Here is a 21,963-nt window from a genome sequence, read left to right as displayed (position 1 = left end):
TTCTGAACTTGTGGCACCTGCACCCCCACCCTGCCCCTCCCCCGCAAGGGGGGAGGGGCAGGGTCTCGCGAACCTCACGAAATCTTCCTTGATACTTTAGAACTTCCCGTACACGACCCGCGAGGCGTAGCTGGCGTTCCCGGCCTCGTCGACCGCCTCCACCCGCATGAGGTTGACGCCGCGCTTCAGCGCCACCGTGGCGCTAAAGCTCCCGTCACCGCTCGTCTCGGCTTCGGTGCCGTTCACGTAGATGCGGATCCCCGGGTCAGTGGACCCCGTGACGGTGCACGATTCCGTCTCCATCTGCTTCGGCGGGAACTCGACCTTCAGCGTGGGGCGCGCCGTGCGCTCCTGCAGCTCGATCCGCCCGGTCCGGCCAAAGGGGCCTTCCGCCCCCTGCTCCACCCGGCTCACCCGCCAGAAGTAGACACCCTGCTCCATGAAGCCGACGGTGCACCGGGGATCGTCCACCCGCAGGTCCTTCACGAGCCGCTGGAAGCGCTCGTCCTTCGCGAGCTGGAAATGGTATTCCCCCTTGGCGCCGGTCCAGCTGAATTCGAGCTTGGGGGGAAGCTCGCGGAAGCGGTACAGCGTCCGCCCCGGCCCGGTGGGGAGAGGAGCCCCGGGGATCTGGAAGGTGGTGACACCCCGGCTCCCCGGGGTGAGGAGGACGCCGTGATTCGGGGTCACCCGCACCCCCCCTCGTGCTCCGACGACCTCCGCCTCGCCGGCATATACGGTGAGGGTGGCAGAGCGGCTCGTCTTGTGGGTGATGCGAAAGTCGGCACCCTTCCCCCCGATGCGGGCAACGCGCCCTGCGGCGGACAATTCGAGCGTCACTTTCCCGCTCCCGGAGATCCTTCCCCGCACGTCGCCGCTCACCGCCACCCGGACGGTGCGCGCCCCCTGCTCTTCCGCGTCCCACCCCCCGTTTACCAGGACGAGCGAATTGCTCCCGAGAGTGAGCTGGTCCCTGGAGTTGAAGAGGATGCAGGCCTCGGAGCGGTCGAAGGTCTGCACGGCGTCCTGGGTGAAGAGGGGCATGCCGGTGCGCGCCGCTCCCCACGCCACCGAGTTTCCCCTTCTGCACCGCACGTCCCGCAAGAGAGAAGCAAGGGTCGCCTGCGGCTTCTTTTCCTCCGGGCCAGGTCGCGAAGCACCGGACCCTTCGTCCTCGATGAATTCGCGCAGCGGCGTTCCGGTTGGGAAGAAGTGGTAGAGGATCGCCATGAAGAGGCCGAAGGAGGCAAGGACCATGAAAAGGGAGGCCACCGCCTCGGCGGCGAGCGCCGCCCCCTTTTTCCACCCCCGCAGCCGCGTCATGGCGCGAGCCGGCTCTCCAGCGCCGGAGCCTTCGCGCTGCTGCGCACACGCACGTTGTTGAGGCGCGAGCAGCCGCTGTCGTTTCTGAGGATGAGCCCGAAGACGTTCTCTCCACCCTTCAGCGGGAGGTGCACGGAGAACGATCCGTCAGGGGCTACCGCCACCCCCTCGCCATCCACCTCCACCCTGTTCCCAGGATTGGTGACGCCGGTGAGGATGCAGCTCGCCACCCCAGTCGAATCGACGGAGTAGCCGGCGGTGCTCCCTCCGTACTGCACCTCCGTCTCCCCTGCCGGCGCCCTCAGCGCGAGCGCCGGAACCGGGAGACGCGTCTTCAGTACTCTCCCCTGCGAATCCCCCATCTCCACCTTCAGGAGCGGGAGGTCGGCGGGTACCGCCGTGGCGAAGCGCCCCTGCTCGTCCACATCGAGGCGGCGGTCGTTGATGATGGCGTACGGCTTCGTGCGGTACCGGTCATCCGGCTCCCTCGCCGCCCGCCACGGGAAGTTCGCCTTGATGGCGACACGGCGGTTTTCGCTCCTCCCCTCCTCCGTCTCGTTCGTGGCGATCGGATAGCGCTCGCCGCGCGGATCGCGCTTCAGGCGGCGCGCCGGAATGTTCTCCACCTCCTGCAGGTAGTCTGCAGCTGCATCGCACCTTCTCCAGGAAAGGGCCATGTTGTACCTCTCTGTGCCGATGCTGTCGGTGTGCCCCTCGACGATGACCTTCTCTTTCGGGTGCGCCTTGATATCGACCGCCACCTGGCTCAGGAGCTTCTTCGCTTTCGGGGTCAGCTTGCTGGAGTCGAAGGCGAAGGCGCCCCCCGCCACAGAGAGGACGATGACACTGTCGGTGCCGACGCCGAAGAGATAGCGGGCGCTGGCAAAGGTGGAGCCGTCGGGGTGCTCGAGCTCGATCTGGTACTGGTAGATCTGCCCCGACACCAGTGTGCCGCTCTCCACCTCCCCTTCCCACTTCAAGCTCGCAGGAGGGGCGCCCCCCCCCGCCATCGTGCGCACCGCCTTTCCGGCATCGTCGCTGATGGTGAAGCGCCAGCGCGCGACATTTTGCGCCCCGTCGAGGGATATCCCGAATTCGACCGGGTTCTCCAGCTTCTTTGTCCCCTTCTTCATGTTCACCGACCCCGCGAGCTTTCTCCTCTCCAGTTTGATGGCGCTGGTGGAGAGCCGCGCCGGATCGCCATTGACGAGGAGCGTGAAGAGCTCGGCGCTTCCGGAGAGCTGCAGCGGCTCGTCTTCTCCGGCCGCAGCGAGGTAGAGGACGGGGACGGCTTTTGGCGCCGGAGCCGGTGGGGGCGCCGCGACCGGTGCGGCTGCGGGCGTGGCTGCCGGTGCCGCTGCCGGCGCTGCGGGGGGAGGGGGGGCAGGGAGCGGGACCGCCTGGACGCGGCGCTCACCCGACTGGAAGATCTGCTCGTCGAACTTCACCTTCACCCCCACGAACGGACCCTGGGACTGGAAACTTTCCCCGGTGAGGTCGCGGTCGTCGATGCGGGAGTAGTTGTAGCCGGCAAGGAGGACGACGTCCGGGAGGATGCGGAACCCCGCGCTGCCGACCGCGCCGATGCCGTGGTAACCGGTGTCGTACTGGTTTGTCAGCTTCAGGTAGAGGGAGAGCTCCCACCGCTCGTCGAGGTCGTACGCGCCGCCGGCGAGGAAGAGGTCGGTGTAGGCCTGGAACTCCTCACCGGCGATCCTCTGCCAGCTCACCTTCCCGGCGTACTTCCCCTGGGCGCTCCACCTCCTGTTGATGCGGTAGGTGGGCTCCGAGGAGAGGACGAGGCTTCGCACCCGCTCGCCGCCGGGGACGCTCCCCTTGTCGTCGATCCTGAAGCGGGCGAGGGTCAGGAGCTGCCAGGGATTGTCGTACAGCGGCCGGAAGGAGCCGCCAAGGTAGCTGTCGAGGAGCCGGTCGTGGCCGGCGGAGGCGTCGCGGTCCCAGAAGGTCGCCTTCCCCAGGAGCGTCCAGGAGGGGGTCGCTTTCCAGGCGATCCCCGCCCCGTAGAGGGAATTGGTCTCCCCCGAGCCGTCCTTGATCTCGTAGCGCCCGGTCACTTTGTGCCCTTCCTCCCGCAGGTATTCCCCCGCCACCGTAAAGGCGGTTCCGGTCCCACCCTCCCCGTACACAGTCTCCACCCGCTCGAAAGTGGAGTTTAGAAAGGTCCCTTTGCGGATCTCGTAGCGGCCGCTCAGCCCCAGGATCGCCTGCCCCCTCTCCTCGGACAGGGCGTTTTCCAGCTGGTACCCGGTGCGCGAATTGAGGGTGAATGCCCCCTCCCGGTACAAGGTCGAGTTGACGTCGACGTTGGCGTGGTCGCTCGGCCCCGTGTCGCCGCGCTGCAGCTGGTAGCCGGTGGTAAGGCGCACCCGGTCGGAGAGCCGCGTCTCCATCCCGAAGAGTGTCGACTGGCGCAGGTCGGGAGCCCCCTCCTGGTACTCCTCGGTGAGGAAGGCGTGGGTCCACGCGGAGAGGCGATAGTCGAGCTTCAACTGGCTCTTTGTCTGGTACTCGTGGATCGGGCTGGAGGAGAGGAGCTGCTCGCGCCTCACCGTGGCGTCGAGGGACGGGGTAAGCGCCGTGTGGAACCCTGCGAAGAGAATGTCGGAATGCCCCTTCACCCCCTCCTTCTCCTCCTCGATCCTCTTGAAACCACCTTCGGTGTCGAAGCTGCCGAAGCGCCGCTGCACGCTGATCTCGTTACCAAAGAGGGAGGTGCCGAAAGGATCCTTCTGCACAAAGCTCTCCCCCTTCAGGCGGCTCGCCCCGACTTGCCAGTTGGCCAGCCCGCCGTACTTCTCGGTGCCGATCTCGCTGCCGGTCATGGAGCTGTTGAAGAAGGAGTCGTCGACCTTCCGGTAGTAGGCGCCGAGCTCGAGGGCGTCGAACGGGTTGGCGAGGAGGTCGATCTTCCAGGCGGTGCCGCGCCCGCGCTCGAGACTGTCGCTCTGCGCACCCTCCCCTCGCAGGGAAATCCGCTCCCCGATCTTCAGGGCGCCGTCCACCCCGAAGAGGGTGCTGTTCTTGATATCGGCCTCCTCCACAACCGCCGTCCCGCCGAAAACCGACTCCCACGGCCCCTTCAGGACGCCGCGGCCGCCGTAGACGTAGCGCTCCGTTCCGCCGTTCGCCCCCTGGTAGGTCACCACGATGTACACCGGGTTCAGGTCGCGGTCGAGGGAGGGGATCGGTTCCTTGAAGAGGATCGCGCCGGTGTTGTAGTCGATGGTGTAGTCGCCGAAGCGCAGCTTTTGCGCCGTGGAGAGGACCTGCTCGGAGTGGTAGCGGTCCCGCACCTCGACCCGCACCCGCTCGCTGTTTTCCAGGACCGGCTTCACCGTGAGGAAGAAGTACCCCGAGGTGCCGTTGCCGCGAAACTCCTCCCTGCTGTTTCCCTCGGAGGTCTTGCTCTCAAAGCCGGTCACGCTCGCGTACCTGCCCTTTAGCTCCACCTTGACGCCGTTTAGCGCGCGGTCGTAGCGGGAGAACTCGTTTTCGGAGAGATCGGTGCGGTAGTCCCCCACCAAGGCAGAAGAGCGCCCCGCCTCCAGCTTCACGAAGAAGCGGCTGTTGGACTGCGCCTCGTACCCTATGTCGCTGGCGTCGCCGTACACCGGGTAGTACTTCTCCGGATCGATCTGCTGGAATATGCCGTCCGGGCGGACCTTGTCCGAGTCGTAGGCGGCGGTGAGGAGGTATTTCCCGAGGATCTTCCCTTTGGAAAAGAAGGCGAGCCTTTCATCGTGGTAGATCCCCCTGTCCGGGGGCTCGTCCGGCTCGAGATGGCCGCTCAGCGAGTTCCACCCCGCGTTGAAGGTGCCAAGGCCGACGACGATCCAGTCGCGCAGCTCCGAGGTGAAGTAGAGGTCGACCCGCCCCCGCAGGCGCTCGAGGGCGATCACCATCTCGTCCTGCCCCGATAGCGCGGTGGAGCGCACGTGGAAGAGTGCGGAGCCGTCCCGTGCCAGCACCTGGTACCCCGGAAGCTCGGGAGCCGCGTCACCCTCGATGATCGCCCCCTTGGCAAGGGTCACCGTCACCAGCCGCTCGCCGGCAACCCTCTTCCCGTCGCGGGTGAGGATCTCGACGTGGAAGGGGACGGTGCTCCTGCTGTCGGCCGGGATGTCTACCCTGTCCGGCGTCACCACCAGCCGCGCGGGGGGCCCCACCGCCACCTCGCGCTGTGCAGCCACTCTCTCTTCCTCTTTCGGCAGCAGAGCTCCCCTCCCCGGCGCACCTCCGGCAGGGGGGGCGGCCGGCGCAAGGGGAGGATTTGCCGAGGGGGGCAGCGGCGGGAAGGGGGGCTGAAGGGTAAAGGGATCCATCGGCACCGCGAGGGAAGGTGGCGGAGGCACCAGCGGCGCTACCGGAATCTCCCGCTCGGCGAGGGCGAAGTCGCCGCGGACCGGGCCGCCGAACGGCGGATTGACGAACTGCGACCAGCCGATCCCTGCAAACGCGGTGTTGTAGGGGACCGGGACGTAGACCCCGGGGAGGGTGGTGGAATCGATCTTCACCACGTGGAGCCCCGCAGAGACTCCGGTGAAGGAGTACTGCCCTGCCTCGTCGGTGAAGACGAAGGAGCCGTCTTCGAGATAGATGCGGACTCCCGCGACCCCACCCTCACCCGCGTCCGGGACGCCGTTCCCGTTGCGGTCCGCAAAGACGCGCCCGAGGATGACCACCTTGTCCCCGAGGATGCTGGAGCGGATCTTCACAGTCGCGCTCGCCGGGGTGGCGGTGGCTGTCGATCCGGCGGGCATCGTGCCGCTGCCGCGGACCCAGTTCGTCCCATACCCTGTAGGGGCATCGACGGAGATTACCGTTCGGTAGGAGAGGAGGCGCACCTCGCCGGGCCCCACGCTCCCGATGTCCCAGATGAGCTCGCGCCCGGAGATCTGCGGATCGGGGAGGCTGGCGCCGTTTAAGGTGCTGGAGCCCTTCAGGTAACGGAAACCGCTCGGGAGGACGTCGGAGATCGTTACGTGGGAGACCGGGGCGACGCCGACATTTTCCACCCGCACCGTGTAGGAGACGATGTCCCCGGCCTCGGCAGCCGCAGCGGTGGAGGTCTTGGTGATACGCAGGATTTCCGAGGTCACCGGGTTCTCCACCCGGTTCGAGGGGACCTGCTGGTCGGAGAGCTCGCTTCCCATGAATGCACTGTTGGCGATCGTGTAGCCGGCGGTGTCGCCGCTCACCCGCGCCTGGAAGGTGACGCTCCCCTCGTACCCCGCCGGCACCGCCGGGATCTGGAAGGTGACGGTGCGGGAGGCGCCGTCGAAGGAGGCGGTCCCCCCGAGGCCGGCCGGGAACGCAGCGGAGTTCGCCACGTATGCGAGGTGCGGGTCGAGAGTATCGGTGATGACCACCGAGTTCACCGGCGAGGTGTTGTGGTTGGCAAAGGAGACCGTGTAGGTAAGGAGCGCGCCGGGAAGGACCGTTCCGGTGGGGGAGACCGATTTCACCGGCGGATCCCAGGCCCCTGCCTGGAGGACCGTGAGCTGGTCCCGCACGGTGGAACTTGCCGAAGAGAGCTGCAGCGACACGGCGGTGACGGTAAAGGACTCCACCACCCCTTCGCTCCCTGCCGCCGGGGTGACCCTCAGCACCACGTCGAGGGAGCCACCCGGCGCCACGAACGCGGTTTCCGGGTACCCGTCGCCATCGCCGTCCACCAGTGCGGTCTTCCGGTCGGCGGAGTAGAAGGCGGTCCTGCAGGGGGGGACGCCGGTAGCCGCCTGCGCGCGCTGGCTCGCCACCTTCAGCAGGAAGCGGTCCGGGAAGTTTGCACGGTTCGTTATGGTGTGCAGGAAGTCGATCGGGACCCCTGTGGGAGAGGCGGCGCTGCGTGGCGGGACTATGGTGGGGTCGGAGAGCCCCTTCACCGTGACGACGCTCGCGTTGGAGAGGGCCGTTTGCGCAGGGGAGGTGTAACTGCCGCGAAAAGAGTGGTAAATCAGCGTTCCCGCAGGGGTGAGGGGGGAAGCGGACGGTGGAAAGGAGAGGAGGAGGAGCAGGCCCCACCACACTCTCCTGCCGAGGCTCGATAACCTGTGCGCCCCACGCAGCATACCGTCGTCCCTCCATGATCACATAACGGAAGGGCCCGACGCCCCTCCGACCCTCCTCTTCCGGTCACCGTCACTGCAGTATCAGAGAACCTGCACACGGAAGTACACATACAGCGTCTTCCCCACCGGCAGGGTACCTCCCGACCCCGCCGTGGCCCCTTCCCCGAGGAAGGCGGCGATCGTGCCGGACGATTCCGCCGCCTCCCCGCAGGCCGGAGAGCAGCCGCCAATCGCGCTGGAGGGGGCGTTGCTGACCAGAAGGGAGCCGCTGAGAAATTTGGTGTTCGCAGGTACATCGCTTCTCACCACCACGTCGGTGGCGTCGAAGCTGCCGCTGCTGGTTACCGCGAGCCGGTACTCCAGGGTGTCCCCCGGAGCCGCCTCCGCCGTCGTGCCGTACACGCCACCGCGGGTGAGGTTGCGCACGGTGTCGGCGAGAGAGAGGGCCGGGGCGATCGCCGCGGTGGTGACCCGGTCCGACACGCTCGCTCCGGTGCCGCTGACGGTGAGGATGTGCTCGCTGTAGGTGCTGTTCACCGCATCGGCCGGGATGGTAACGGCCAGGAAGAGGCGGTAGCTCCCCCCCGGCTCCAGCACCCCGGTGGAGAGCGCAAGGCTCCCCTCCCCCGGCTGCCGCGTGCCGTCCCCGGCCACCCCGCCGCCGGCGCCGTCGTCGGCGTAAAGGGTCCCCTGCCACCTGCCGGCGGCGTTCAGGGTGAAAGAGTTCGCGCTGTTACCGGTGTTGGTAACGGTATAGGGGTAGACGACGACAGTACCTGGGCGAGAGGTCTGGTCCGGCGGGGAGCTTACCACCACCGCGGCAACATTCCCGGTGGAGCAGGTGGCGCTCTTCACAGTGTCCGCCTTCGTGGCGTCGGCGACGGAGAGGGCGCGGACCGGCACCTCGAAGTTGAGGGCCAGCGGCTGGGCCGACGGCGTGACCTTGAGGGTAAGGTAGGTGCTGCCGCCGGCGGGAAGGGGCGCGGTGGTCATCCCTGCGCCGATCTCGGCGCTGCGGTCCGCGCCGCTTTCATCGAGATACTGCACCGTATAGCCGCTGCTGCTCCCGGCGCCGGTGATCCTGAAGGTGTCCTCCGCATCTCCGGCATTTCTGATCTTTATCCGGTACTGCGCCGCCACACCCTGTGCCGCTCCCTGGGACTTTACCTGGACGACGGCGACGTTGTGCTCGTACACTCCCTCGTCCAGATAGGTGGAGTCCGGCTCCGTCGCGATTTTAATGGAAAGGTCCGGCTGAAAGGCGGCGAGCGCCGCATCGACGCCTCCGAAACAGACGGTGCAAAAGCCCGCCAGCGCCGCCGTCACGGGCGCAACCCTCCGAAAAATAGAGACAAATAGTTTATTAATTATATCTAATGGCATACCACAAAAGATATCAGATCGCCCTCTCCAGGCAACGCGTCAAAGAAAAATTGTCTTTTCACCTGCCAAGTGGTATCAAGAAATCTGGGGCGGCTTGAGGCCGCCGTCAGGGAGGATATGATGGAGTGCTGCAGCAGGTTGTACCGGGTCGCACCGAAGGATCTGGTCTATCTGAAGTTCATACTGGAAGGGTACGAGGGGATGTGCACCATGAGCACGGTCGACCCGAAGGGAGCGATCGTGCGGGTGGAGACACCCGTTCCGTTTGCCGGGGACGTCGCGGCACTGATAGGCGCCATTTCCGGGGAGATAGCGGTCAGCGAGGTGACCGAGGGAGGTCAGTAGTGCTGGATAGATTCGACATCGAGCGGATCCTGCGCCGGGCCCTCTCCGCAGGGGGGGACTTCGCCGACATCTACTTCGAGGACTCCTCCTACAACGCGGTCCTGTGCGACGACGGGAAGGTGGAGCGTGTTCTCTCCGCCGCTGACCGGGGGATCGGCATCAGGGTCGTCAGCGACCTCTCCACCGCGTACGCCTACACGAACCAGCTCACCGAGGAGGCGCTCCTCGCCCTGGCCGACACCCTCAGCAGAGGGGTGCGGGGCGGGGCCTTCGGCGGCTCCATCGATCTCACCGAGAAAAGGGTCAGCGCCGGCTTCCCCGTGGAGATCGCGCCGGACGGTATCCCCCTCCAGGAGAAGGTGGCGCTGGTAACCCGCGCCGACCGCGCGGCCCGCGGCTACGACCGCCGGGTGCGGCAGGTCATGGCGATGTACCGCGACAACCGGGTGCGGACGCAGTGCGCCAATTCGCTCGGCGAGTTCAGCGAGGACCACGCCACCTCCACCCTCTTCACGGTGCAGGTCGTGGCGCAGGACGGCGAGATCGTGCAGACCGGGTACGAGCCTCTCGGGGCGCTGCGCGGCTTCGAGCTCTTCAATGGCGCCTCCCCTGAGGAGCAGGCGCTGAAGGCGGCGGCACGCGGCGTCATGATGCTGGGCGCCCGCAAGTCCCCCGGCGGCACCTTCCCGGTCGTCCTCTCCTCCGAGGCGGGGGGGACGATGGTGCACGAGGCGATCGGGCACGGACTGGAAGCGGATCTCGTGCAGGCGGGGACATCCGTGTACGCGGGGAGGATCGGAGAAGAGGTGGCGAGCCCCCTTGTCACCGTCGTCGACGACGCCACCATCGCCAACGCGCGCGGCTCCTTCTTCTTCGACAGCGAAGGGACGGCGGGGCAGCGCACCATCCTCGTGGAAAACGGCATCCTGAAGGGGTACATGTACGACCGGCTCTCCGCCATGAAGGACGGCTGCGCCTCCACCGGGAACGGGAGGAGAGAGTCGTACCGCATGAGGCCGATCGTGAGGATGAGCAACACCCTCATCGCCCCCGGAAGCTCCGCACCGGACGAGATCGTGAAAACGGTGCAGCAGGGGCTTTTCGTGCGGCGCATGGGGGGGGGCCAGGTGAACACCACCAACGGCAACTTCGTCTTCGAGGTCTCCGAAGGGTACCTCATCGAAAACGGGATCATAGGTGAACCGGTGCGCGGGGCGACCCTTACGGGGAACGGTCCGGAGGTGCTGAAGGCGATCACCATGGTGGGGAGCGACCTCGGCTTTGGCATAGGAACCTGCGGCAAGGACGGGCAAGGGGTGCCGGTCGCGGACGCCCAGCCAACGCTCCTTATCTCCGGGATCACCGTCGGCGGCGCCGCCTGATCCTCAGCAGGCGGCCCCACAGGAGACGCCATGGCGAAGAAGAGCGCGGGGCTTCTGATGTTCCGGTACGGGGCGTCCGGTATCGAGCTCTTTCTGGTGCACCCCGGAGGGCCCTTCTGGAGAGGGAAGGATCTCGGAGCGTGGACGATACCGAAGGGGGAGTGCCTCGAGGGGGAAGAGTCGCTGCAGGCCGCAAAGCGGGAATTTGAAGAGGAAACCGGTGTGCAGCCGCGGGAGCCGTACCGCAAGCTCACACCGCTGAAGCAGCCGGGGGGGAAGACGATCAGCGCCTGGGCGTTCGAGGGTGACTGCGACCCCGCGAAGGCGCACAGCAACACATTTACCATGGAGTGGCCGCCAAAATCGGGTCTGCAGTCGGAGTTTCCCGAGGTGGACAAGGCAGATTGGTTTCCGCTTCAGTTGGCCCGGGAGAAGATAATCAAGGGGCAGGCAGGTTTCATAGACGAGTTGTGTGCACTCCTCGACGCGCCGTAGCGGCCGGTGGAAAGCAGGCTTTCACGTGCAGATCAAGACACCGTACGGTGTCCTTTTTATAAGAAGGAGCGCTAGTGTCATCCCAGAGCTTGATGTGGATTATTTTTGTAGCCGTTGTTTCCGTTATGTTTGTGATCGATCTCTGGGTCAACCGCCATAGCCACGAAATAAAGTTTCGTGAGGCGCTTTTGTGGACCACCGTCTGGGTATCCCTGGCCCTTCTCTTCAACGGCGCCGTCTGGTATTTCCTCGGCAAGGTGAAGGCGCTGGAGTTTTTCACCGGCTACGTCATCGAGGAATCTCTCTCCGTAGACAACCTCTTTGTCTTCATCATGATCTTCTCCTACTTCAAGGTAAGCCGCGCCCACCAGCCGAAGATCCTCAAGTGGGGCATCCTCGGCGCTCTCGTGATGAGGGCGGTCTTCATCGTCATGGGGATCGGGCTCATGGAGAAGTTTCACTGGATGGTCTACCTTTTCGGCGGGATCCTTGTGGTGACGGGGATCAAGATGTGCTTCGGCGGAGACGACGAGATTGAGCCGGAGAAAAATCTCCTCGTGCGACTGGTGCGCACCCGCTTCCCGGTGACGAAGAGGCAGCATGGCGACCGCTTCTTCGTCCGAAGAAATGGAGTCACCGCGGTAACCCCTCTATTCCTGACACTTCTGGTGGTCGAGTCGAGCGACGTCATCTTCGCGGTCGATTCGATCCCGGCGGTCCTTGCGGTCACACGAGATCCCTTCATCGTGTACAGCTCCAACGTCTTCGCCATCATGGGACTGCGCTCCCTGTACTACCTCCTCGCCCATGTGGTGGACATGTTCAGGTACCTGAAGCTCGGGGTCTCCTTCATCCTCGCTTTTGTCGGGGTGAAGATGATCGTGAGCGACCTGTACCCCATCGCGCTGCACGTCTCCCTCGGCGTGATCATCGGGACGCTCGTTCTTTCGATCGTTGTGTCACTCGTGGCGGACAAGATGCATGGCAAGCACGGGCACGCCCCGAAGGGGAAGTGAGAAGGGAGGAGCCATGAAGATCGGGGTGATATCCGACACGCACAAGGTGATGCGCCCCGCCGCGCTGGAGGCGTTGCGCGGCAGCGACCTCATCGTGCACGGAGGGGACGTCTGTTCCCAGGCCGTGCTGGAGGCGCTGCGGGAAATGGCGCCACTTGTGGCCATACGGGGTAACTGCGACAAGGGAGCCTGGTCGGAGAAACTGAAGGATGTAGAGGAGTTTGAGGCGGGAGGAGCACGCTTCCTGGTGATACACAACGTGCACGATCTGGAGGCGCTGCCGGAGGGGGTCCGGTGCGTCATCAGCGGGCACTCCCACAAGGCGGCTGTCACCAGGAAGGAGGGGGTGCTCTACCTGAACCCCGGCAGCGCCGGCCCCCGAAGGTTCCACCTCCCCGTCACCGTCGCGCGGGTGGAGGTGGTCGACGGAAAGGTCGACGCGGAGATTGTGCGGATCGAGGAGTAGGCTCGCACGTCCCCTCCCCCCTTGCGGGGGAGGGACAGGGTGGGGGGGAAGGCGCCACCATTTCAGCAGATGGCAGCTTCACCCACCCCCTGTCCCCCTCCCGTCAAGGGAGGGGGATCTTGCGGTCCGACCTGTCCGACTCACCCCGCAACCACCTGTGCCATCAGCCTCTCGCGTATGGCGCACGCCTCGCGGGCGCTCTGCCCGGAGACGCTCCCTTCACCCATGTCGGCGCGCTTTATCTCGTCACTGTAGGAGATGAAGCCCAGCAGCTCGTGCTCCGGGAGCGCCGCCTCTATAAACTCCCTGTCCTTCTCGTTCTGGACCTTGCTCCCCACCACGAACACTTTCCTGATCCCGATGTCGGAGGCAAGGCGGGTGATCTGCTGAGCGGTCTGTACGCTGCGCTGCCCAGGTTCGACTACGACGATGACGCCGTCCACCGACTCGGCCGTTCCACGCCCGAGATGCTCGATACCCGCCTCCATGTCCATGATGACGACGTCGTCACGCTCCAGAAGAAGATGCTTCATCAACCGCTTCACCAGGGTGTGTTCCGGGCAGACGCACCCCGTCCCCCCCTGCTCCACCGTCCCCATCTGCAAGAGGCGGACTCCGTCGTGCTCGACGCTGAAGGTGTCGGGGAGATCGTTCACCTGCGGGTTCAGCTTGAAAAAGGACCCGTACCCTTCCTGGGCGCCGGTGCGCTCCTTCGCGAGATCCTTCATCCGCGAGATCGGCTGCACCTCGGTAAGAGCGGCTGCGGAGATCCCGAGCGCAGTGGCGAGATTGGCGTCGGGATCGGCGTCCACCGCCAGCACCCGCCCGCCGTGATCGGCAAAGGAGCGCGCCAAAAGCGCCGCAAGCGTCGTTTTCCCCACCCCGCCCTTCCCGGTGATCGCTATCTTTACCCCTTTCCCGGAGGAGCTGCAGCTCTCCTCGTGGTGATGGTGATGATGGTGCTCATGATCGTGATCGTGCCCTTGACACATCGTGCTTGTTCTCCCTGGGGATTGCCCCCATCCCCACCCTGTCCCTCCCCTTGAAGGGGAGGGAACGTGAGGCCGGTTGTTGCTGATTCCTGCGTCCTTCAGGGTGTTTCCTAAATCCTGTTCCTAGATCCCCAGCGCCTTGCGCCGCCCCTGGATCACCTGCAGCAGCTTGTCGGCGGCTGCCTCCGGATCGAGCTCGACGAGGAAGTACCCGCCGAAAAGATCCTTCGCGGTCGCGGTGAGGAGCTCGGTTACCACCGGGGAGCCGGTTACCTGCGGCATGGTCCCGAGGTGAGTCGGGATGCCGAGCGCCACGCTCCAGGTGCCGATCGCCACTGCCTTCTCGCTCATCGCCTCGGAGGCGGATGCCACCAGCGGCAGGGCGTCGAGATCGACCCCCAGCTTGTTGGCGACGGCGACCGCAACCTCGACCGCACGGCTGTTGTCTACGCAGGAGCCCATGTGCAGCACCAGCGGCAGAGGGCCGTTCAGGCCGGCGGCGTTGCCGACGGCGGTAAGGACCGCTTTCAGCCCTTCACCGGCAAACTTCTCCGTCGCCTCCTGGTTCATCAGGCCGTGCTTGGCAAGCGCCCCCGCGCCGCACCCGGTGGCGAGGAGAAGGACGTTGTTCGCCGCGAGCTTCTTCGCGATGGTGACGAAGGCGCTGTCCTGCGGCACCTGCGGGTTGTTGCAACCTGCGAAGAGGGCGACCCCCTGGATGTTGCCGTTCACGATGTTGTCGATGAGGGGCTTCAGCGGGTCCTCCGCGTTGACAAGGCTCAGCGCACCGACAATCGCCTCCGTGCTGAAGCCGGCAACGGCGGTTGTCTTCGTGTCCGGAATGTGCACCCTTGCCGGGTTGCGCCGCTTGAACGCCTGGATCGCCGTGTCCACGATCTGCCGGGCGCTCTCCGTCGCGGTCTCGGTGCGCAGCGGAATGTGCGTCGCGCCCGGCATCTTGTTCTCATCCAGCGTGGTGATGACCTGGGTGTGGAAGCAGGAGGCAATTCCCGCCACCGACGGCATGATGCACTGCACGTCTACGACCATGGCATCGACCGCGCCGGTCACCAGCGCAAGCTCCTGGGAGAGGTAGTTGGCGGCCAGCGGGACGCCGTGGCGCACCATCACCTCGTTTCCGGTGCAGCAGATCCCCACGATGTTGATCCCCCCCGGGGCCCCCGCCTTGATCGCCTCGTCGTTCATGAGGGCGGCGACGTCACAGACGACTTCGCTCAGGAGCGGGTTGTGGCCGTGCACCGCGATGTTCACCGCGTCCTCACGGAGCACGCCGAGGTTCGCTGTGGTGACCACCGGCTGCGGCGTCCCGAAAAGGGCGTCGGAGAGCTCGGTGGCGAGGCACATGCCATCGTAGTCGGCGAGCGCCCCTTTCACCCCCCCGAGGATCAGGTTTGCCGGATCCGCATCGCAGCCGACCAGGGTCCGTCCCATGATGTTGGTGATGGTAGCGTCGATGTTGTGCGGCAGTACGTGCAGCGCGCCGAGTTTTTCCAGGCGCTTTTCCGTGAGGGTGGAGGAGAGCCAGGTAAGGCACTGGTCGTGGTCCTGGTTCTGGAAGTCAAAGAGGGTCACGAGCGCGATTTCCTTCGCGATCTCGGCTATCTCCTTCCCTTCCGTCTCGATCTTCAGCTTCGCAGCGATGGAGCGCAGCTTCGCCTCGTCGCGGATCTGGTAGGCGGGGAGCTTACCCTCGGCGACTCCGAGGAGGGCGATCGTTATGTGCCGGCCGTGCTCCGAGTGTCCCGCGGCACCGGCGGCGATCATGCGGATCACGTTGCGCGCCACGATGGTGTCGGCATCGGCGCCGCAGATCCCGCGCTGCGGGCCGTCGCCGAAGGGGTCGACCCTGCAGGGGCCTTTCCAGCAGATGCGGCAGCAGACGCCAAGCTGGCCGTAGCCGCATTGCGGCTGCATCGCCTTGTAGCGGTCCCACACCGTTTCGATCCCCTGTTTTTTCGCCAGGGGGAGAAGCTCGGCTGCGGACGGATCGGTCGATTTGTTGAGGCTCATAGCGTTTCCTTCCTTTTCTTGAGGTATTTATGAGATTGAGCGAGCTCCGCCACCCTGGCCTCGCGCAGTGTCTGGCGGTATTCCTCGAGATCGATGAGGCTGAGCGCCTTCCTGGGGCACCCCTCCACGCAGGCGGGGGTTTCCCTGCCGGTGCCGGCGCACAGGTCACATTTGTGGGCGACACCGCGGTTGGTGCGGGTGCGGGCAGGACCACCGTCGCCGCTCCCCTTCACGCTGATGGCGCCGAAGGGACAGACCATGACGCACGCCTTGCACCCCATGCACGTCTGCTGCTGGATGGTGACCAGCCCTTCTTCCTGCCGGATCGACCCGCTGGGGCAGGCGAAGGCGCACGGCGCGTCCTCGCATTGCCGGCACTGTACCGGCATCATGATGTCGGCGACTGCGACGACCTTCGTGCGGGGGCGCAGCGTCATCCCCAAGAGCGCCGAGGTGTGCAGATCCTTGCCACCGTGGGCGACCGCGCATGCCAGCTCACAGCTGTGGCATCCGAGGCACTTCTCCGCATCGCAGAAAACGATGGCATTTTCCCGCTGCTGAATTTTCTGGTTCATTGACCTCTCCTTTGCAATTTCACTGCTCCCTTTTCTGTCTCCGCTCCGGATGACTCGCCCGCGGTGCCATCGGCGCTCACGCTGCCGAGAGAGCTTCCAGCCTGTCAAGCCTCAGCTCCCTTCCGGTCAGGAGCTCCGTATCGCCGCTGCCGCACACCGGGCAGCGGAAGTCGTACCTCTCCACCCGGTAGATCTTCGTGCACTCCCGGCAGGAGCAACTCACCGGCACCTCTTCGATGACGAGATCCGCCCCCTGTGCCGCCGTCCCCTCCGAGAGCGCCTCGAAGCAGGCGCGCAGCGTCATCGGCTCCACCGCGGCCATTCTCCCCGCCTTCAGAAAGACCCGTCCCACGCGCTGTACGTCGTGGCGTTGCACGGTGTCTTCGATCAGCTCCATCAGGCTTGCCACCAGCGACATCTCGTGCATGCGCCCTCCGTCAGCGGTCCGTGCAGGAGATGCACGGATCGATGCTGTTAACGATGAGAGGGATATCGGCGAGCCGCTCCCCCCTGAGCATGAAACCGAGGGCATCCCAGTTCATGAAGCTCGGCACCCGCCACTTCAGGCGCACCGGGAGCTGGGAGCCGTCCGTCACGAGGTAGTACAGAAGCTCCCCGCGCGGCGCCTCCGATTTCGCGATCGCCTCCCCTGCCGGGACCTCCGGCAGAACCTCCGGCGCTACCGGGCCGCCCGGCATCCTCTCCACGCACCGCTCGATGATCCCCACCGACTCCCGCGCTTCCCGCAGCCTCACCAGGGCCCGGGCCCGCACATCCCCCCCCTCCTCCACAACGACCTCGAAGGGGAGATCGGGGTAGGCGAAGTAGGGGCTCTTGCGCCGCGTGTCGTACCCGATGCCGCAGGCGCGCGCCACCGGCCCCACCACGCCGCACGCCTTCGCCTGCTCCGGGGAGAGGACCCCCACCCCTTCCATCCGGGCGCGCAGCCCGGCGTCCGAGCCGAAGAGGGAGAGAAGCGTTTCCAGCGGCTGCTTCATCTTTTCCATCTGCCCCTTCAGGTAGGAGAGGGCTTCGGGGGAGGGATCGTAGCGCACGCCGCCGAGGCAGTTCGCCGCGAGGTCCATGCGGTTGCCGTAGATCGCCTCCTTGGTGTCCTGCATGATCTCGCGCAGCTCCATGATCTCCTTGAAGAGGGCGTCGCGCCCCGCGATGTGGGCAAGGAGTGCGCAGTTGAAGAGGTGCGAGGCGATCCGCTTGATCTCGTCGGCGATGACGCGCAGGTACTCCGCTCGCTCGGGGATCGCGATACCCGCGATCTCCTCCAGGGCCATGCAGAAGGTGGAGGGGTGGCTGTTGGAGCAGAGCGAGCAGAGGCGCTCAAGGAGCGTGATGTTCTGGTAGAAGTTGCGCTTGAGGACGAGCGTCTCCAGTCCGCGGTGGCTCTGCCCCGCCACCACGTCCACCGTGGCGACCCTGTCACCGTCCATCTCGAGGTTGAAGTACATCGGCTCTTCGAGCTGGAGCTGGCGGGAGTCGAGGGTAATGATGGAAGCCGTCATCGTGCCCCCTCCTTTCCCTGATCGAGGAGGACCTTCTCAAAGAGGGTCTTCGGGCTCGCCGCATTGATAAAGGAGGAGTAGGGGATCAGCCGCTCCAGCGCGGCAGGCTCCAGCGACTCGTCCAAAAAGAGGCGGCGCGGGTCGGGGTGACCTGCGACCTCGACCTCGTAGAGCTCCATGAGCTCCCGCTCGTTCCAGTCGGCGCTGCGAAAGATCGGGGTGAGGGATGGAACGGTGGCACCGTGCAGCGGCAGGGGGACAGTGACGGTGAGGGTGGCGCCGTCGAGGTCGAAGTGGTAGGCGAGTTGGCGGGCACCCTCGTCAGCTTTTCCCGCGCAGAGATACCCGGTGATTGCGGAGAGCCTGCCGTCGAGCTCCTGCACCCCCTGAGCGACGGGGAAGAGATCTGCGGCGGCGACCGTGCACCAGCCGGTCTGCACTCCTTTGCCGGAGGCGCGCCAGGAAATCTCCACCTCCTTGCCGGCGCTCGACCGAAGCCGCGCCGCTACCTTTTCCTGAAATTCGTTCATCGTCTGACTCCTAGAAGCGTCTCCGCCTGTCGGCACTCGGGGCAGAGGTTCTGCAGGCGGACCAGGTCCCGGTTCACGCCGCGGAAGGCGAGCCGGATCAGGTCAGTCGGCACCGGGAGGATCGGCTCACCGCAAACCGCGCAGGGGCGGTACGGGATGGAGGCGCTCTCCACGAAATCCGCCTTCTCCTCCCGGGAGTGCGCCGTGTGCCAGTTTCCGGTCTGCTTCAGCGCGCCGGTCTTGCAGTAGTGCGTGCACAAGCCGCAAAAGGCGCAGGCATTGTGCTGCAGGGAAAAGTGCACGCCGTCGCCGTCCTCGGTGAAGGTGATCGCCCCTCCGGCGCAGACGTGCTCGCACATGCGGCACGCGGCACAGGCGGCTGGGTCGTAGGAGAGCTTGCCGCGAACGGCGACGCCGGGCCCCTCCGGCGCAGGCGCTGCGGGGGCGTCCTCGGCGGCAGCGGGGGAGAAGGAGGGGAGACCTGTTTTCTGGCGCCAGAGCGCGGCCGCTCCCTGCATCCCCTCCATGATCGCCTGGGGGCGCGGAGGGCAGCCCGGCACATTGACCTCGACGGGGAGGTAGCGCTCGACGGGGCCCGCGATCGCGTAGCTGTCGCGGAAGACGCCCCCTGAAGCGGGGCAGACGCCGACGGCGACGGTGACGTGCGGCTCCGGGACCTCGGCATAAAGCTGAAGAACCTGTTCCTTCACCCGGACAGTCAGCGGACCGGTAATGAGGACGATCTGGGCCTCGGCGGGATCTTCGGTGAGGACGAAGCCTGCGCGTTCGAAGGAAAAACGGGAGAGGCAGGCGGTGGCGGTGAGTTCGACGTCACAGCCGTTGCACGAGCCTGCGTTTATGCGCAGCAGCCTCAGAGGGTGGTTTGCTTCCTGTCGCTCCGCTGTCATGGAGACTCCAATGTGCAACTAATTGCGTGAAGCAGCGTAGTGTGGGGTGTGGGATGCAGGACGACTATAGGAGAAAAGAGGAGGGAAGATCTGTCAGGTCACCGACAGTTTCGCAAAAAAGACGGTGACTTAGTGTTTACATTAAAACAGGACAAGCTGGTTTTCGCCATTGGTCCCGGGAGCGGAAGCGGGGAGAGGAATCTTTTCCGATAGAGAAAAAAGCAGCCTGGGGGAGCGTGGGTACATTGCCACGAAGCACTGCAGGAGAACTAACGTTCCCCCCTTTGCGAAGGGGGGGACGCGAGGCCCCCTGCGGCCCTTCATTGGAACATGTTACGGCTTCCCCGGAACTCTCGGATGAGCCTTTGCGAGCGTCCTTTTGCTACTTCTCGGAATCCTTCCACGTCCTCAGCGCCTCGAGGTCGCGGATGATGAGGGTGCGACGGTCCTTCTTTTCGATGATGCCGCGCTTGATGAGTCCGTTCAGGAAGGTGGAGATCGTCTGCCTCGTCGATCCGACGAGAAGCGCGATGTCTTCGGTGGAGAGGCCGAGTTCCACCAGGATCCCACCCTCGACCGCCTGGCCGCGCTGCACGGCGGACTCCACCAGGAAGTCCACCAGACGCAGGTGCACGTCCTTGAAGGCGAGCCCCTCTATGATGGAGATGGAACTGCGGAAGAGGGATCCGAGAATCCTCATCATCCCGAGGGAAATGGCGGGAATTTCTGTGGCTTTCTGCTGGAAGCGCGCAGTGCTCACCTCGAGGATCTCGGTATCCTCCAGCGACTGCACAAAAGCCCGCGTGTGCGTGCTGAAGAAATCGCCGGGCTCCAGGAAGGCGAGGGTGAATTCCTTGTCCTCAAAGGCGAGGTACACCCGCAGCCGCCCCTTCTTCACCATGAAGACGACGTCTATTTCGTCGGTGGGAGAGAAGATGATCGTCTTGCGGGGGAGGCGCCTCGGCTTGAACTCCTTGGTGAACTCGGCGAGGTCCGGCGACTGGTGCATCTTTCCGTGCATGAGCTTCCCTTTGCCTGGTGCTGCGCTACGCCCTTAGCGGGCCGAGGCGATGCTGAAGCGGCCGATCTCCTCACGCAGCATGTCGATCTGGCCGGCGAGGTTCCCCAGGCTGTCCACGAGGACGATGACGCCGTCCAGGTTGCTTTCCGTGGCGGTGGTGATGTTCTCCACCGCGGGGAGAATCATGTCGCTGCCGCGGCTCTGCTCGTCGCACGCCTGCTTGATCGCCTGAATCATCTCGGTGATGTTCTCGGTCGATTTGGCGATGAAGTGGCCGGTGTGACTCTGCTCCCGCGTCGAATTCTTCAGCTGCATCGTGAGGGTATTCATCTTCTCCACCTCGGCCATGATGAAGGCGCTCCCCTTCCCCTGCTCGCTGGTGGCCGACGCTATCTGCCGCACCATCTCCGCGACCTGCGCCATCGCCTCGCGAATCATCTGGCTCCCCTTCGCCTGCTCCATGGTAGCCCGTGCGATGCTTTCCACCTGGGCCGTCGCCATCTGCACGCCGGAGACGATCTTTACCAGCGCCTCCCCCGATTTCTGCGAGAGCGACTCCCCTTCGTTGATGCTGCGCTCCGCCTGCCCTATCGCCTGCACCGCGCGGCGCGTCTCCTCCTGAACCCCCTTGATGACCTCGGCGATCTCCCTGGTGGAGCGGCTGGTGCGCTCGGCGAGCTGCTTTATCTCGTCGGCGACGACCGCGAATCCCTTGCCGTGCTCGCCGGCCTGCGCCGCGATGATCGCCGCGTTGAGGGCGAGAAGGTTCGTCTGCCCCGCCACGTCATCGATGACGGAGAGCATCGCGCCGATGTCGCCGGTGCGCTGGGAAAGGTTGCTGATGACCTCAGCGGTGATGTGGGAGGCGCTCTTGATCGCCTGCATACCGGCGATTGCCGCGTCGACCGCCTCTTTCCCCATTTCCGCGTCGCCGCGCACCGCCTCGGAGATGGCGGCCGTCTCGCGGGCGTTTCTTTCCACCTGCTTGATGGAGCTGTCCATCTCCATGATGGAGGAGGAGGTCACGTTGGCGGTGTCCATGAGGCTGGAGGCGCTGTCTTTCACCTGCTTGATGGAGGCGGTCATCTCGCCGACGGAAGAGCTCACCTCCTCCACCGACTGGGCGAGGCTCTCCGCGTTCAGCGCCACTTCCTCCACGCTGGCGGCGAGCTCGAGGATCGAGGAGGTGCTTTCCGCCGCGGACTGGGAGAGCCCGTCGACGCCGCGGGTGACCTCTTCGATCGATTCCCTGATCTGGCCGATGGCGGTGGAGGTCTCGGTGACGGCACCGGCCTGCCGTTCGGCGGCCCCGGCTACCTGTCCGGAGACCCCCTGGATGGTGGAGCAGACCCCGCTCAGCTCCTGGCTGGAGGCGTTGATCTTTCCGACCATGGCGGCGAGCTTCTCCGTCATGACGTTGAATTCCCGCGCCAGCTCCCCTATCTCGTCGTTTGTGTCTATCTCCAGTCGACGGCTGAGGTCCCAGGTGGAGGTGACGCCGGCGATGTGTTCCCTCAGCGACTCCAGGAGCAGGATTCTTTTGCGCAGGGAGAGGTAGAGGAAACCGATGGCGGCGGTGAGCATGACGGAGAGGATCAGGATGTCGGCACTGAGGGTGCGCCAGCGTTCCAGGCCGCTGCTTTTCCAGATGAAGGCGAGAACACCGAGGAGGACGATACTGAAACCGCCGAGGGAAATGATGGTGGCGGTGATCTTCTGACGGATGGTGGTAACTTTGCGCATTAAACCTCTCTCCTGAGAAATCTGCTGCCGTCCTGCCGAAAGATCCGCGTTGATCTGTTGCAATGGTCACCGAAGCGAAAGGGACAATTGCAGACGGTACCGGGATCTTTAGGTGTATGCACAATAGATAAAAGAAGGGGC

At 65.2% G+C, this 21,963-nt stretch carries 17 protein-coding genes; 5 read left to right on the top strand and 12 right to left on the bottom strand.

Annotation, left to right across the window (positions count from 1 at the left end; genetic code table 11):
* Positions 1 to 96: 96 nt before the first annotated feature.
* From LPW11_RS11600 to LPW11_RS11590, 3 genes are all read right to left on the bottom strand, one after another.
* A complete protein-coding gene (locus LPW11_RS11600) occupies positions 97 to 1,323 on the bottom strand; it encodes a hypothetical protein (protein WP_230994053.1) in 1,227 nt (408 codons plus the stop codon).
* Positions 1,320 to 7,415 (bottom strand): OmpA family protein, encoded by a 6,096-nt coding sequence (locus LPW11_RS11595; RefSeq protein WP_230994052.1) that lies wholly within the window; start codon positions 7,413 to 7,415, stop codon positions 1,320 to 1,322. Before LPW11_RS11595 ends, LPW11_RS11600 begins: the two co-directional genes overlap by 4 nt.
* 81 nt (positions 7,416 to 7,496) lie before the next feature.
* Positions 7,497 to 8,741: a COG1470 family protein gene (locus LPW11_RS11590; RefSeq protein WP_230994051.1), complete on the bottom strand. Its 1,245-nt coding sequence runs from the start codon at positions 8,739 to 8,741 to the stop codon at positions 7,497 to 7,499.
* Between the two features lie 177 nt (positions 8,742 to 8,918).
* Here LPW11_RS11590 and LPW11_RS11585 point away from each other — a divergent pair, with 177 nt between their 5' ends.
* The 5 genes from LPW11_RS11585 to LPW11_RS11565 all read left to right on the top strand — a co-directional run bounded on the left by LPW11_RS11585 (position 8,919) and on the right by LPW11_RS11565 (position 12,502).
* The gene (locus LPW11_RS11585; protein ID WP_230994050.1) at positions 8,919 to 9,143 is read left to right on the top strand and encodes a DUF4911 domain-containing protein; all 225 of its coding nucleotides are present in this window, start codon (positions 8,919 to 8,921) and stop codon (positions 9,141 to 9,143) included.
* On the top strand, positions 9,143 to 10,525 hold the full coding sequence (locus LPW11_RS11580) for a TldD/PmbA family protein (protein ID WP_230994049.1): 1,383 nt from the start codon (positions 9,143 to 9,145) through the stop codon (positions 10,523 to 10,525). The genes LPW11_RS11585 and LPW11_RS11580 overlap by 1 nt, the downstream gene beginning before the upstream one ends.
* Positions 10,526 to 10,555: 30 nt before the next feature.
* Positions 10,556 to 11,020: an NUDIX domain-containing protein gene (locus tag LPW11_RS11575; RefSeq protein WP_230994048.1), complete on the top strand. Its 465-nt coding sequence runs from the start codon at positions 10,556 to 10,558 to the stop codon at positions 11,018 to 11,020.
* 74 nt (positions 11,021 to 11,094) lie between these two features.
* Positions 11,095 to 12,036, top strand: coding sequence for a TerC family protein (locus LPW11_RS11570; RefSeq protein ID WP_230994047.1), 942 nt, complete (start codon positions 11,095 to 11,097; stop codon positions 12,034 to 12,036).
* A 13-nt stretch (positions 12,037 to 12,049) separates the two neighbouring features.
* Positions 12,050 to 12,502, top strand: a complete 453-nt coding sequence (locus LPW11_RS11565) for a metallophosphoesterase family protein (protein ID WP_230994046.1) — start codon at positions 12,050 to 12,052, stop codon at positions 12,500 to 12,502.
* Between the two features lie 140 nt (positions 12,503 to 12,642).
* Here the strand turns inward: LPW11_RS11565 and LPW11_RS11560 are convergent, their stop codons facing one another.
* The 9 genes from LPW11_RS11560 to LPW11_RS11520 all read right to left on the bottom strand — a co-directional run bounded on the left by LPW11_RS11560 (position 12,643) and on the right by LPW11_RS11520 (position 21,822).
* On the bottom strand, positions 12,643 to 13,494 hold the full coding sequence (locus tag LPW11_RS11560) for an ATP-binding protein (RefSeq protein ID WP_230994045.1): 852 nt from the start codon (positions 13,492 to 13,494) through the stop codon (positions 12,643 to 12,645).
* 123 nt (positions 13,495 to 13,617) lie between these two features.
* Positions 13,618 to 15,525, bottom strand: a complete 1,908-nt coding sequence (cooS, locus tag LPW11_RS11555) for an anaerobic carbon-monoxide dehydrogenase catalytic subunit (protein WP_230994044.1) — start codon at positions 15,523 to 15,525, stop codon at positions 13,618 to 13,620.
* Positions 15,522 to 16,100: a 4Fe-4S dicluster domain-containing protein gene (locus LPW11_RS11550; protein WP_230994043.1), complete on the bottom strand. Its 579-nt coding sequence runs from the start codon at positions 16,098 to 16,100 to the stop codon at positions 15,522 to 15,524. Before LPW11_RS11550 ends, cooS begins: the two co-directional genes overlap by 4 nt.
* Before the next feature lie 76 nt (positions 16,101 to 16,176).
* Positions 16,177 to 16,527 (bottom strand): hydrogenase maturation nickel metallochaperone HypA, encoded by a 351-nt coding sequence (gene hypA, locus LPW11_RS11545; protein WP_230994042.1) that lies wholly within the window; start codon positions 16,525 to 16,527, stop codon positions 16,177 to 16,179.
* Between the two features lie 10 nt (positions 16,528 to 16,537).
* Positions 16,538 to 17,620: a hydrogenase large subunit gene (locus tag LPW11_RS11540; RefSeq protein WP_230994041.1), complete on the bottom strand. Its 1,083-nt coding sequence runs from the start codon at positions 17,618 to 17,620 to the stop codon at positions 16,538 to 16,540.
* Positions 17,617 to 18,150, bottom strand: coding sequence for an NADH-quinone oxidoreductase subunit C (locus LPW11_RS11535; protein WP_230994040.1), 534 nt, complete (start codon positions 18,148 to 18,150; stop codon positions 17,617 to 17,619). Before LPW11_RS11535 ends, LPW11_RS11540 begins: the two co-directional genes overlap by 4 nt.
* Entirely contained in the window at positions 18,147 to 19,058 is a 912-nt protein-coding gene (locus LPW11_RS11530; protein WP_230994039.1) for a hypothetical protein, read from the bottom strand. The genes LPW11_RS11535 and LPW11_RS11530 overlap by 4 nt, the downstream gene beginning before the upstream one ends.
* Before the next feature lie 382 nt (positions 19,059 to 19,440).
* Positions 19,441 to 20,079, bottom strand: a complete 639-nt coding sequence (locus LPW11_RS11525) for a Crp/Fnr family transcriptional regulator (RefSeq protein ID WP_230994038.1) — start codon at positions 20,077 to 20,079, stop codon at positions 19,441 to 19,443.
* A 33-nt stretch (positions 20,080 to 20,112) separates the two neighbouring features.
* Complete coding sequence (locus LPW11_RS11520; RefSeq protein WP_331001565.1) at positions 20,113 to 21,822, bottom strand: methyl-accepting chemotaxis protein; 1,710 nt, start codon at positions 21,820 to 21,822, stop codon at positions 20,113 to 20,115.
* Between the last annotated feature and the right edge of the window lie 141 nt (positions 21,823 to 21,963).

The organism is Geomonas sp. RF6 (assembly GCF_021044625.1).
Lineage (GTDB): Bacteria > Desulfobacterota > Desulfuromonadia > Geobacterales > Geobacteraceae > RF6.
The sequence above is the reverse complement of the archived record's forward strand: the minus strand, read 5'-3'. Positions and strand labels throughout refer to the sequence as shown.

What these genes read in the sequence shown, in the direction of transcription:
- LPW11_RS11600 (WP_230994053.1), bottom strand. Translation starts at nt 1,323, where the DNA reads ATGACGCGGCTGCGGGGGTGGAAAAAGGGGGCGGCGCTCGCCGCCGAG.
- LPW11_RS11595 (WP_230994052.1), bottom strand. Translation starts at nt 7,415, where the DNA reads ATGCTGCGTGGGGCGCACAGGTTATCGAGCCTCGGCAGGAGAGTGTGG.
- LPW11_RS11585 (WP_230994050.1), top strand. Translation starts at nt 8,919, where the DNA reads ATGGAGTGCTGCAGCAGGTTGTACCGGGTCGCACCGAAGGATCTGGTC.
- LPW11_RS11575 (WP_230994048.1), top strand. Translation starts at nt 10,556, where the DNA reads ATGGCGAAGAAGAGCGCGGGGCTTCTGATGTTCCGGTACGGGGCGTCC.
- LPW11_RS11565 (WP_230994046.1), top strand. Translation starts at nt 12,050, where the DNA reads ATGAAGATCGGGGTGATATCCGACACGCACAAGGTGATGCGCCCCGCC.
- LPW11_RS11560 (WP_230994045.1), bottom strand. Translation starts at nt 13,494, where the DNA reads ATGTGTCAAGGGCACGATCACGATCATGAGCACCATCATCACCATCAC.
- cooS (WP_230994044.1), bottom strand. Translation starts at nt 15,525, where the DNA reads ATGAGCCTCAACAAATCGACCGATCCGTCCGCAGCCGAGCTTCTCCCC.
- LPW11_RS11550 (WP_230994043.1), bottom strand. Translation starts at nt 16,100, where the DNA reads ATGAACCAGAAAATTCAGCAGCGGGAAAATGCCATCGTTTTCTGCGAT.
- hypA (WP_230994042.1), bottom strand. Translation starts at nt 16,527, where the DNA reads ATGCACGAGATGTCGCTGGTGGCAAGCCTGATGGAGCTGATCGAAGAC.
- LPW11_RS11540 (WP_230994041.1), bottom strand. Translation starts at nt 17,620, where the DNA reads ATGACGGCTTCCATCATTACCCTCGACTCCCGCCAGCTCCAGCTCGAA.
- LPW11_RS11535 (WP_230994040.1), bottom strand. Translation starts at nt 18,150, where the DNA reads ATGAACGAATTTCAGGAAAAGGTAGCGGCGCGGCTTCGGTCGAGCGCC.
- LPW11_RS11530 (WP_230994039.1), bottom strand. Translation starts at nt 19,058, where the DNA reads ATGACAGCGGAGCGACAGGAAGCAAACCACCCTCTGAGGCTGCTGCGC.
- LPW11_RS11525 (WP_230994038.1), bottom strand. Translation starts at nt 20,079, where the DNA reads ATGCACGGAAAGATGCACCAGTCGCCGGACCTCGCCGAGTTCACCAAG.
- LPW11_RS11520 (WP_331001565.1), bottom strand. Translation starts at nt 21,822, where the DNA reads ATGCGCAAAGTTACCACCATCCGTCAGAAGATCACCGCCACCATCATT.